Annotated in this window: 11 protein-coding genes, 1 tRNA gene and 1 other RNA gene; 9 read left to right on the top strand and 4 right to left on the bottom strand. The window is 46.3% G+C overall.

Annotated elements, in window-relative coordinates:
• Positions 1-47: 47 nt before the first annotated feature.
• The 7 genes from FIM25_RS14125 (at position 48) to ispD (ending at position 6,859) form a co-directional block, all read left to right on the top strand.
• Complete coding sequence (locus FIM25_RS14125; RefSeq protein ID WP_139450507.1) at positions 48-1,322, top strand: aminomethyl transferase family protein; 1,275 nt, start codon at positions 48-50, stop codon at positions 1,320-1,322.
• Between the two features lie 298 nt (positions 1,323-1,620).
• Positions 1,621-1,697: transfer RNA gene (locus tag FIM25_RS14120), tRNA-Ile, on the top strand.
• 567 nt (positions 1,698-2,264) lie between these two features.
• Entirely contained in the window at positions 2,265-3,299 is a 1,035-nt protein-coding gene (locus FIM25_RS14115; protein WP_139450506.1) for a Nif3-like dinuclear metal center hexameric protein, read from the top strand.
• A gap of 117 nt (positions 3,300-3,416) precedes the next feature.
• A complete protein-coding gene (locus tag FIM25_RS14110) occupies positions 3,417-4,136 on the top strand; it encodes a zinc ribbon domain-containing protein (protein WP_139450505.1) in 720 nt (239 codons plus the stop codon).
• 83 nt (positions 4,137-4,219) lie between these two features.
• Positions 4,220-4,594, top strand: an RNA gene (gene rnpB / locus FIM25_RS14105) — RNase P RNA component class A.
• 114 nt (positions 4,595-4,708) lie between these two features.
• Positions 4,709-6,019, top strand: a complete 1,311-nt coding sequence (locus FIM25_RS14100) for an HPr family phosphocarrier protein (RefSeq protein ID WP_342774348.1) — start codon at positions 4,709-4,711, stop codon at positions 6,017-6,019.
• Positions 6,020-6,142: 123 nt separating this feature from the next.
• Positions 6,143-6,859, top strand: a complete 717-nt coding sequence (ispD, locus tag FIM25_RS14095; protein ID WP_179953405.1) for a 2-C-methyl-D-erythritol 4-phosphate cytidylyltransferase — start codon at positions 6,143-6,145, stop codon at positions 6,857-6,859.
• Positions 6,860-7,110: 251 nt separating this feature from the next.
• Here the strand turns inward: ispD and FIM25_RS14090 are convergent, their stop codons facing one another.
• The 3 genes from FIM25_RS14090 to FIM25_RS14080 form a co-directional block, all read right to left on the bottom strand.
• Positions 7,111-7,656 (bottom strand): hypothetical protein, encoded by a 546-nt coding sequence (locus FIM25_RS14090; protein WP_139450502.1) that lies wholly within the window; start codon positions 7,654-7,656, stop codon positions 7,111-7,113.
• A gap of 115 nt (positions 7,657-7,771) precedes the next feature.
• Complete coding sequence (locus tag FIM25_RS14085) at positions 7,772-8,035, bottom strand: hypothetical protein (RefSeq protein WP_139450501.1); 264 nt, start codon at positions 8,033-8,035, stop codon at positions 7,772-7,774.
• Positions 8,036-8,219: 184 nt separating this feature from the next.
• On the bottom strand, positions 8,220-8,528 hold the full coding sequence (locus FIM25_RS14080) for a hypothetical protein (RefSeq protein WP_139450500.1): 309 nt from the start codon (positions 8,526-8,528) through the stop codon (positions 8,220-8,222).
• Positions 8,529-8,863: 335 nt separating this feature from the next.
• Between FIM25_RS14080 and argC the strand changes: the two genes are divergently transcribed.
• Together argC and FIM25_RS14070 are read left to right on the top strand one after the other, a co-directional pair.
• Positions 8,864-9,901 carry an N-acetyl-gamma-glutamyl-phosphate reductase gene (gene argC / locus FIM25_RS14075; protein ID WP_139450499.1) on the top strand — a complete coding sequence of 346 codons (1,038 nt, stop codon included), beginning with the start codon at positions 8,864-8,866 and terminating at the stop codon, positions 9,899-9,901.
• Between the two features lie 143 nt (positions 9,902-10,044).
• On the top strand, positions 10,045-10,461 hold the full coding sequence (locus FIM25_RS14070; protein WP_139450534.1) for a sodium:solute symporter family transporter: 417 nt from the start codon (positions 10,045-10,047) through the stop codon (positions 10,459-10,461).
• Here FIM25_RS14070 and FIM25_RS17350 read toward each other — a convergent pair.
• A partial coding sequence (locus tag FIM25_RS17350) for a hypothetical protein (RefSeq protein ID WP_218961406.1) occupies positions 10,444-10,672 on the bottom strand: 229 nt, incomplete at its 5' end. The genes FIM25_RS14070 and FIM25_RS17350 overlap by 18 nt on opposite strands.

The following is a 10,672-nucleotide window of genomic DNA, read 5'->3' as shown; positions in this document are numbered from 1 at the left end:
CTGCTTTATATTTTAAGCATTTTTTGTAGCGGGAAGGAAAAGTTATTATGCATTCAGTAATAAAAAAAACAGCACTCCATGCAAGGCATCTTGAGATGGGTGCACATATGGCAGATTTTGGCGGCTATGAGATGCCCCTCTGGTATTCTTCCGGTGCAAGGTCCGAACATCTCGCTGTACTCACTGCTGCTGGCATGTTTGATACAAGCCACATGGCCCTGATTCGTGTGAGGGGAGAGAATGGGCGGAGTTTTCTGCAAGGACTTTTTTCCAAGGATCTGGATTACTGTACAGGCCCCAAAGCTCTGCCCCTTGCACCGGGGCGCTGCGCATACGGGGTTTTTTGTGATGTAAGGGGGCATGTGCTGGATGATGCCCTTGTGTATATGTTGGAGAAGGATCATTATTTTATCGTTGTCAATGCCGGGATGGGGGGGATAATAAAGGAGCATCTCTCTGTGTTTTCTGAAGGTCAGGATGTGGTAATCGAGGATCTCACGGACAGGGTGGGTAAGGTGGACGTGCAGGGGCCTTTTGCGGGGAAAATTCTCTCTGCGGCTTTAAAGGATGTTTCGGCTCTTTTTGCAGCCATGCCCTATTTTTCTTTTAAGGGAGACTGGACGATGGATGGCAGTTCCGCCAGCTGCCTTTTAAAAGATGATACCCCAATACTTTTATCCCGCACCGGTTATACCGGGGAATTTGGTTTTGAGATTTTTTGTGCCCTGGAGGATGTAAACAGAGTATGGTCAATTCTTTCTGAAGCAGGAAAACCTTTTGACCTTATACCATGCGGTCTTGCTGCCAGGGATTCCCTGCGCACCGGAGCCCTTCTGCCCCTTTCCCATCAGGACATCGGAGACTGGCCCTTTGTGAATCATCCATGGATGTTTGCCTTGCCCTTTACGGAAGACAGAAAGGCTTTTACCAAAGGTTTTTTGGGAGATGAGTCGCTTATGGCTGCCATGGAAACTGGCTTTCATACCTATGCATTCTTGGGAAAGGATCTGCGCAAGGTTGCAGCAGGGCCTGATACGGACGTATGGCTGGGGCAGGAAAAAATCGGCAGGGTGCTTAGCTGTGTAACAGATATGGGTATGGGAATAAAAAATGGGTCTGTGTATTCCATAGCAAGTACGGACAGACCTGAAGGTTTTGTCATTAAAGGACTTGTTTGCGGTTTTGTGCGGGTGGATCGTCCCCTTACACCGGGAATCCCTCTGATTCTGGATGACGGGAAAAGAAAGATACCCGTTACCTTGGCATCGGATCTGCGTCCGGCCCGGACGGCAAGAATGGCTCTCTCTGCCATGCTGGTTTGAGCAGAATGGATGGAATAAAAAGAGAGCATCAGCAAGGCTAGTAGCTTACCATCCTTTTAATCTGGATCTTTTTTTTAATGTGTTTATCAATATAATAATAAATACTTTCAATTGTACGACAAATTTATGCCATGGTATCAGACAGAATGGAGATTTTGATTTTCAAACCTGTTTTTTGGGGAATACAGGAAGTGTTGAATTTTCAGTAAGGATTTACTGGTTCAATTATTTTTTTGTGAAAAAGGTTCTGCAGCTTGACAAAGGCTGTCCAAAAAGATAGGTATTAAAGGTTTTCTAAGGGCCTATAGCTCAGCCTGGCAGAGCCACCGGCTCATAACCGGTCGGTCCCTGGTTCAAATCCAGGTGGGCCCACCAAAATACAAAAAAGCTCCCGAAAGGGGGCTTTTTTTTGTGCGTGATTTTCAGTGTTGGCGGGGATGGTTTGTTTTTCTGATTTTGGCAGCTTCTTTTATGGGAGAGAAATTAGTATGGTAATACTGCTTGTTGGGAATGATATCTGGACAAAAGCAGGATAGGGCTGTATATTTTTTTTGCATATGGTGTTTAGATTGTTTTTTTGAAATGGGCGATTCTCTGAATTTAAAAAAGGGCAGCAGGCAAATTTAATTATAGAAGCAATATATAATAAAATTGTATTCTTTACTCTTAAAGGAATGCCCATTAAAAAATCACTCAGATCTGACTGGCAGATTTTTTCAGGTGCTTTGTTTTGAAAAATAAGTTTTTTTCTCTGATTAAAATATACAGTTGTTACAGGTGTATGAATACCGGTATCTGTGGGGAGAGTCTGGGCTTTAGATTTTCCAGAGCAGTCATACCGGCAGGATTACAATGTGCGCTTATTAAAATAGAAAAAACACATAAAAAGGGCGATGCGGGGAATACCTGCATCGCCCTTTTAATTTTAAGGGAGGTTTTTAAATGTCACTCAGCGTAGGGGATTGCATGGCCCTTGTGGCTTCTGTCGCACCTCTGGATCTTGCAGAATCCTGGGATGCATCAGGCCTTCAGATAGGAGACCGCTGTCAGTCTGTCCGGTGCATTGGAGTTGCTTTGGATGCCACTTTCGGGACTGTATCCGAGGCGATTGAAAAAGGTGTGGATTTTCTTGTGGTGCATCATCCGCTTTTTTTTCGTCCTTTAAAAAGCCTGGTCCTTGATACGCCGATGGGACGTGTAGTTGAGGCTGCAGTAAGGAATGGTCTTAGTATTTATGCAGCTCACACGAATCTTGACAGTGTTGCAGGCGGACTTAATGATGCTCTGGCAAGCCGTATAGGCCTTGGTGATGTCCGGGTGCTGGGACCGTGTATCAGGGGCAAAGACTGGGTTTTTCATTTGAAAGTTCCTGCTTTTCTGCAGTCAAGGGTCCATGGGGTTCTTGTAGAAGGCGGCCAGGATATTGCGTGGTGGGACGGGATGAAAGGTGAGGGCGGAATAAGCATTGCCCGCTGTCGTGTCAGCGCCGATAAAATCTCCGGTGTTAAGGCAAAGATCAGAAGCCTTTGTCCTGATGCACAGATGGATGCTGTACCTGCCGGCGAGAGGGATATGGGGGCAGGTTTGGGGAGGACCGGGTTTCTTCCGGCGTCCATGAGCCTTTCGGCTTTTTCAGAAAAGGTGAAAAAGGATCTTGATCTTAAATATGTACGGGTTGTGGGAAACCCTGAAACGTCCATTCGCTGTGTTGCACTGTGTACGGGGAGCGGAGGCGGAATGATTCATGATGCCCTTGTACGGGGAGCAGATGTTCTGCTTACCGGAGATGTGAAATACCATGAAGCCATGGATGCGCTGGATCACGGACTTTGTCTGGTGGATGCAGGACACTTTGGCACGGAAAGGATTATGGTGGATCTGATGCTTGAACGTCTTTTAAGTGTTCTTGAGGAAAAAGGGGAGAAGATTACCCTTGTGCCTTTGGTGTCACAGCAGGATCCTTTTTCTGTTTTATAATGTTTTAATGCCTTGGTGTACTGTTCGGGTTTATGGACAGATGATGATAATGATTTGTCTGTGGGAATGGGCTGATCACAGACAGTTTTTACTATCGGCCCAGAGGACGGATCCGTTATGAATCCATCGGTTAGAGAAGAACTGGATATTCTGATTCGTCTCCAGGAGACGGAGACCCGTGCCAGCGAGCTGCGGGTGACCATTCAGGGTGTTGAGCAGCAACAATCCCGGCTGGAAGAGGTTCTCGACCGTGAGCGTTCTGCGCTTGATGAAAAAAGTGAAGCTTTGGCCAGTTTGCGTAAACAGTATGAAGGATTTGAAGACGATCTTCGCTATAATGAAGACCGCTTGAAAAAGAGTGAGCAGACGCTTAGAACCGTTACCAATAACCGGGATTATCAGGTGCTGTTGCGGGAAATGGATGATAACCGAAAGGCCAATGGTCGTATGCAGGAAGCCATGGTGGGGCTGATTGATCAGATCAGTGCCATGGAAGCGGAACTTGCAGATATTCAGGCAAGGGTGGATGCGGAGGCTCTGCGTGTGGAAGAGCAGAAGGCTGAACTGATGGCTTCCTGTTCCAGGGAAGTGGCAGCCCTGGCAGAGCTGGAAAAGGAACACTTGAATCTGGGGCAAAAGGCTTCTCTTCGCCTGCTGAAACGTTTTGAAAAGGCGGTCAGTCTGGGGGGAGGTGTCGGTGTCGCATGTGTAAGCTCCAGTATATGCAAAGGGTGTTTTATGACCCTGCCACCCCAGTTTTGTATTGAGCTTCAAAGGTGTAATGAAATCCGTCACTGTCCGCGTTGTAACCGTATTGTGTACTGGAATGGTGTCTGAATAGTGTTTTTATGGGAGCACTGGTGATTTTCCATGATGGACTTTTATGGAAAAGAAGCTTATACTGGTTAAAGCAGACGGTAAGAGTAAGCCAGACGATCGCCGGGATGCTATGGTATCCGGGAGGAAAGTCCGAACACCACAGGGCAGGATGCTCCATAACGTGGAGTCACGGTGACGTGAAGGCAAGTGCAACAGAGAGAAGACCGCCTTTTGCTTCAGGCAGAAGGTAAGGGTGAAAGGGTGCGGTAAGAGCGCACCAGTGTTCCGGGTGATCGGAGCAGCTGGGTAAACCCCATCCGGTGCAAGACCAAATAGGGAAGTGTCAGGGTGGCCCGCCCTGCTTCCGGGTAGGTCGCTTGAGGCCGTCGGTAACGGCGGTTCTAGATGAATGATCGTCACTCTTTTCCGGGTAACCGGGGCAGAGAACAGAATTCGGCTTACGGCTTACTCTAACCGTTTGTACTATAACCGCCAGTGATCTTTTTTTTGAGGTCCTGGCGGTTATGTTTGGTGGTCGGTGAGAAAAATTTTTTTTAAACTGAACCGAATCAGCACCAATGGGGGGGAATGTGGAAGAACTGACCTGCAAGATAACTTTTTCTGAAAAAGTAAAAATTTATTCAGAAGATTATCTGAAGTGCTGTATCTATATCACTCGCTTTCTGGAGCCACGGCATTATTTTACAAAACGCATGTATTCCAAACTGATCTCCACTTCCCATCTGCTGGAAGATTTTCTGGATTTTCATGGGGCAAAAAATAACAGAGGCTGGTATTTTTACAGAGAGTTGGCAGCTACGGTGCGGCATATCAGTCTGGGCTGTTATGCGCAGCAGCATATCCTTAATCGCCTTGAATATTATGGGCTGGAAGATGTTGCGACATTTCGTAAGGAAGGAGAAAAGACACTGGAATTTTTGAACAGTGTTCTGATTCGGGTGGCTCCTGTTATTCTGGAAGAAGCCGCAACCCTTGGGATACCGCTTCCAGCCTCGGCCTTTGAACCCCAGGATTTTCCGGGCGTCATTACCTCAGAAGTGCTGGAACATAATATTGATGATGATGAGGATGCGGTTCCTTTTCAGGGGCACTATATTGTAAAAATTGCAAGCGAACTCATTGCAACTGCAAAGGATTTTGATCAGTTTGGTTTCTATGAGCCTTATCCCTATGCGGAAATGCTGGAGCTGGTGCCCGCCAAGGTTAATGAAGCGGAAATCCGCCGATTTCAGGTTCTGGTTCATAATCTTCAGTCCTCCTTTGATACCTATGTGATCCATGGTGGGTATCGTTTCGGAAACCGTAGATTGAAACAGCTGCGGTCTCATTTTTCCGTTTCTTTTCATCTGCTTCAGATTGTCAGCCGTATGTTGCATTACTATGAGCGCCATCTGAGGGTACGTGGATTTAAGGATTCTTATAAAAAAGTTCAGGAAGTACTTTGTGATTATGTGGATCCGGAAATTCTTCTGGACAGGACGGTAAATTATGCTCTTTTCTATGTGAATCACTACCTCAGTTCAGGGACACAACTGGCTAAAGAGCTTTTGAATGAGTATGTGGAGCAGGGGAGCATAACTGTGGGTATCCCTGTGAAGCTCGGCTTCCACAGCCGTCCCAGCCTTATGGTAGCTAAGATTGTGCAGCACTATGGTGGTCGGGTGGATCTATGCGTTGGCGATGCTGTTTTTGATGCATCCAGTGTGCTCGATATACAATGGGCAGGTGGTAAAATACAAAAAGAAGCCATACAGGAAGTCTGCTTCAAAGGAGATGTCCGGGCTTTGAAGGATATTCAGGTTCTTGCTGCTGTAAATTACGGAGAAGACAGTATGGGTAAGGGGATTCCCCTGCCAAAGGAGTTGACTTATCTGCGTTGAAGTAATTCCTTGGGTATATGCAGAAAGATCCGTTTTCCGCAAGGCAGATTGTCTGCCGATTTAAAAAATATGTGATGTCTTTTTTGGTAAATAAACATTCCCATGGCTTGGGAAGGGGGCTGTGTGTCTGAAGCAGAGGGAGGTCTGGCTGCTGTGGTGGTGGCCGGAGGATCAGGTATACGTATGGGAGCAGGTACGCGAAAGCAGTATCTTGCCCTTGGAGGCATTCCCCTTATGGGCCACAGTTTGCGGATGCTTGATCAGAATCCTGAAGTTGAAAGTATTGTGCTGGTGGTGCCTTCGGAAGACATGGTTTATGTCCGGGATTGTATTTTACCGGATCTGAAGCTTCGCAGGGTGCCCAGTCTGGCGGCCGGTGGTACCACCCGTCAGGCTTCAGTATATTCAGGGCTGAATTCTGTGGATGCTTCTGCCGGGTTTATACTGGTGCATGATGCTGTACGTCCTTTTTTGGAGTATCGGCATATTTCAGAGACCCTGGATGTTGCCCGAAACCATGGAGCAGCAACGCTGGTCATTGATGTGGTGGATACCCTTAGAAGGCAACTTCCCGGTGGCAATGTGTTGATGGTGGATCGGCAGGGGCTTTTTGCTGTACAGACTCCTCAGGTTTTTCGGAGTGATATCCTGCGCAGGGCCCATGAAACAGCTTTGGCAAGAGGGCTGGAGGGTACGGATGATGCGGGTCTTGTAACGGCCATGGGGCATTCTGTGGTTTTTGTTCGAGGGAGCCGGATCAACCTTAAGGTTACAAGTCCTGAAGACCTCATTCTGGCGGAAGCTCTGCTTGGTATTATACGAAAAAAAGCAGGCTTGTGAAGGGGAGGGTGATTTGGGACAGGCGGGCTGTTAAGGCTGTTTCCATGTTGTTCTGGAAAAAGTCTGTTTAAAAAGGGTGAAATCATAAGCCCTGATTGCGGAAAGGAGGGCAGGGGCCACTCCTTTCAGGTTCTGTTAATCTGTCCAGATCTTGGCGTCCTCCTTGACAAACAGAAGATGAAAGCAAGTCTGTTGTGACCTGCGGAGGAATTGCAGGGTATTCTGTTATAAAATTTGGATGCTTCAATGTTTCAGGATTTGGCTGTCTGGGTTTTTGCAGGTTCTTTTTTTTCTTCCGGCTGTACCTTTTTCTTTAAATCCTCTTCCAGATTTTTTATCTGGGCTTCTGCGGCTCTGAGAGCTTCTTCGGTTTTTTCCAGTGTTTTTATCTGTGTTTCTGCTGCCCTGAGAGCTTCTTCGGTTTCTTTGAGTCTGGAGCTGTTCTGTTCATTCTGTTTATTTTTTTTCTGTTCTTCCTCTATTTTTTGCTTTATGGCCTTATACTGTTCAAGGAGGCGATCATATTCGTTTTTCGGAACCAGCCCCATGATTTTCCAGTATTCCTCAAACACGGTCTGTACCTGTTCCGTGGCAAGGGTATACCACTCAATGCCCGCTTTGTTAAAATCTGGCATCAGATCTGGATTGGGCCACATGGAAGAGGTGTCCATGGACTTATGACCCTTCATCCACTCTTGCAGGGGGTTGAAGGATACACCGGGTGTAATGAAACTGGAAAAATCAAAGGCTGGAAACTGAAACCATTCAGTACTTTGTTTATTATCCGCAGCGCTCATGGAAGAATCCTTCTATTGGTATGATTTTGCATGTTTTCTCTGGCGAATCCATCGGCTTTTCATGGGATAATCAGAAGATAGATTCGCCATACTTACCTTTATTCCGGGGCTATGCTCAGGGGATAAGGGAAAGAAGATAGGTTTCCATCTGACGGTAGGAATTATTCAGGGATTCCTGGATATCTTTTCTGGCCTGACGGACATTCCCCAGCCACTCGCCAATCATTTTTTTGCCCTCTTCAGGTGTGTTTTCCTGTTGCAGGAGCATCTCAGCCAGTTTTTCCATCTGCTCCTGAGCCATGGTTGAGGATGCGATGAACTGATCAAAGGCTGCTTTATTATAGGTGAGGATTGATTTGGTGAACTCTTTCTGATCCATAGGGAGTAAATGCCTTTCACTAAAAATTCAGGAGTAGTAAATCAGGACAGGATTCGCTGCCATTCAAGTTGCGGCAAGCCCCAATTCTAACCAGAGACATCATGTTAAGATCCCGGAAAGTTAAAATTGAGGCTTTGTGAGAACGGAAGAGAGATATTTGCCGTATCTGCAGGTCTGCTAAGGGCTATTTTGCTGCTTTGCCAGTGCTTTTATCTGCTTTTCCTGCGTTTTCTGCGACAAAGGATTCGAACTTTTTGAAGTTTTCATCCATGGTTTTTTTAAAATCTTCCTGGCCTTTTTTGAAGGCCAGCATCCACTCCTGAAGCATTTTCTGGCCTTCTTCGGGGATCATGCTGTTTTTGGTAAGGAAGGTTTCAGTCATTTTTTCCGTCTGACCCTGAACCATGATCATGGCATTGAAGGTATTGTCAAAGGCCGTTTTCTGGAAGTCAAGGATCTGCTGAACAAATTTTGTAGGCTCAAGTGTTTTCATGGATGGCTCCTTAAATTAAGATTAGGGTTTGGTGTTACTGATTGTTTGAAAAACAATATGATGTCTCTTGAGTTTTTTGTCAAGAAAAAATATTGCGGTGCAACAGGGATTTGTGAATTAATTAAAATCTGCCAATTCATGTGTTTTCAGGTCGGGTTGCCTTTCTTCATAAATATTGTATCTGTATATTTGCGCACTTGCTACATGGGAAAAAAACCCTTGCCCTTGCCAATAAAAGGGGGGTCTGGTAAAGACGGTACGCTTTGGATATTTACCTTTTTTGTAATGGTTTAATAAATGGATTTCAGACGGGCAGACCCGTCATGGGGGGCTTTATGATCCGCGTTGCTGTTATCGGTGCTACAGGATATGCTGGTGCGGAACTGGTGCGTATCCTCAGCTCTCATCCTCAGGTCAGGATGACCATGCTGACTTCCCGGCAGTATGCGGGGCAGCTTTTTTCAGATGTTTTCCCACCATTTTATAAGCGCATTGATCTGCCTCTGGAGAACTATGATGTGAAAAAAATTGTGGCAGAGGCGGATCTTGTTTTTATGGCACTGCCCCATCAGCTGCCTATGAATATGGTGCCGGAGCTTCTGGAGGGAGGGTGTCGTGTGGTGGATCTTTCTGCGGATTTTCGTTTTTCGGACCCGGTGGAGTATGAGACTTTCTATGAAACTCACAGAGCACCGGAGTTGTGCGGGGAATCCGTATATGGATTGAGTGAATTTTTTAAGGAAGACATCAGCGGCGCCAGGCTGGTGGGGAACCCGGGCTGCTATCCCACATGTATTCTTCTTCCGTTACTGCCGCTGGTTCAGAAGCAATGGGTTGATCTTTCCCATGTGGTCTGTGATGCCAAGTCAGGTGTCAGTGGTGCAGGCAGAGGTGTTTCCCTGGCAACCCACTATTGTGAAATTGCACAGGGATTTAAGGCTTATAAGGTAGGAGCCCACAGGCATCGTCCTGAAATTGCCTCCATTATTGAGGGGGTTGCTGAGCAGAGACCTGCCATTACCTTTGTGCCCCACCTGGTGCCCACGATAAGGGGTATGCTGGCAACTAGCTACCTGAAACTGAAGGAAAACAGGACTGAGGCAGAAATAAGAGAATGTCTTCAGCAGGCTTATAAAGACAGGCCATTTGTCCGGATACTGCCCGAAGGTCGCTTCCCTGACCTTTCATTTGTGAGGGGTACAAACTATTGTGATATTGCCCTGCGTCTGGATCCGGAAACCGGTGTGCTGATTCTGGTGTCTGCCATAGACAACCTTGTAAAAGGAGCTTCAGGGCAGGCGATTCAGAATATGAACATTATGTGGAAGCTGGATGAAACCATGGGTCTGGATATTCTGCCGCCTGTGATTTAAGATATTCAGAATGCCTTGATTTGTCAGGTGATGCTTGATTTTGGATGGGTTTATTGGAAGCTTTAAGTTTTTGAATTGAAACAAAAAAATCAAAAAAAGATCCGGTCACGGCATGGGTGTGGTCTGATAAAAAAGGATTTGAGATGCTCATTAAAACCCTTGTGGTAGTCTTGTATTTTGCAGTGATTCTGTGGGCTGGTTTTGCCGGTTTGCGCAGAACACGCTCTTTTGCGGATTTTTTTCTGGGCGGTGGCAATATCGGCCCGTGGATGAGTGCTTTTACCTATGCAACGGCTTATTTTTCTGCTGTTTTGTTCATTGGATTTGCCGGAAGTGTGGGTTGGAATTTCGGGGTTTCCGGACTCTGGATTGCCTTTGGTAATGCATTTGTGGGAGTTTTAGGTGTCTGGATGATCATGGGAAGGGCCATCAAGAAGATGTCCGTCACCTATGATGTGCAGACTATGGCTGAATTTTTTGATAAGCGTTATAATAGCCCCGGCCTGAAACTTTTTGCATCCATGATGCACTCGCAAAAAGTCTCAAGCCATATTTTGTGAGGAAAAGTTGAAAAGATTGTTCCGGGACAAAAATATCCTTACAAATTGATGAATCGAGTCTGGTAGATGTAAAATGCGCTCTTTGACAACCTTATGAAGGGCAAATTTAAGGGTGTTTGCCCCCTCACCTCCCCTTTTTACCCTTTTGAGGCGATTTCTGAACGCAGTTGCCCTCAGGATGTTTAATCCTGTCACTTTGAGTACCGCTGCA

This window comes from Desulfobotulus mexicanus, from assembly GCF_006175995.1.
Classification (GTDB): Bacteria; Desulfobacterota; Desulfobacteria; order Desulfobacterales; family ASO4-4; genus Desulfobotulus; species Desulfobotulus mexicanus.
Note: the sequence above shows the minus strand (reverse complement) of the source record. Positions and strands in the feature narration are given on the sequence as shown.

Bases quoted from the DNA above. Each gene is read 5' to 3' on its own strand.
- FIM25_RS14085 (WP_139450501.1), bottom strand. From the start codon at position 8,035: ATGGATCAGAAAGAGTTCACCAAATCAATCCTCACCTATAATAAAGCA.
- FIM25_RS14125 (WP_139450507.1), top strand. From the start codon at position 48: ATGCATTCAGTAATAAAAAAAACAGCACTCCATGCAAGGCATCTTGAG.
- FIM25_RS14110 (WP_139450505.1), top strand. From the start codon at position 3,417: ATGAATCCATCGGTTAGAGAAGAACTGGATATTCTGATTCGTCTCCAG.
- FIM25_RS14090 (WP_139450502.1), bottom strand. From the start codon at position 7,656: ATGAGCGCTGCGGATAATAAACAAAGTACTGAATGGTTTCAGTTTCCA.
- argC (WP_139450499.1), top strand. From the start codon at position 8,864: ATGATCCGCGTTGCTGTTATCGGTGCTACAGGATATGCTGGTGCGGAA.
- FIM25_RS14070 (WP_139450534.1), top strand. From the start codon at position 10,045: ATGCTCATTAAAACCCTTGTGGTAGTCTTGTATTTTGCAGTGATTCTG.
- FIM25_RS14115 (WP_139450506.1), top strand. From the start codon at position 2,265: ATGTCACTCAGCGTAGGGGATTGCATGGCCCTTGTGGCTTCTGTCGCA.
- FIM25_RS14080 (WP_139450500.1), bottom strand. From the start codon at position 8,528: ATGAAAACACTTGAGCCTACAAAATTTGTTCAGCAGATCCTTGACTTC.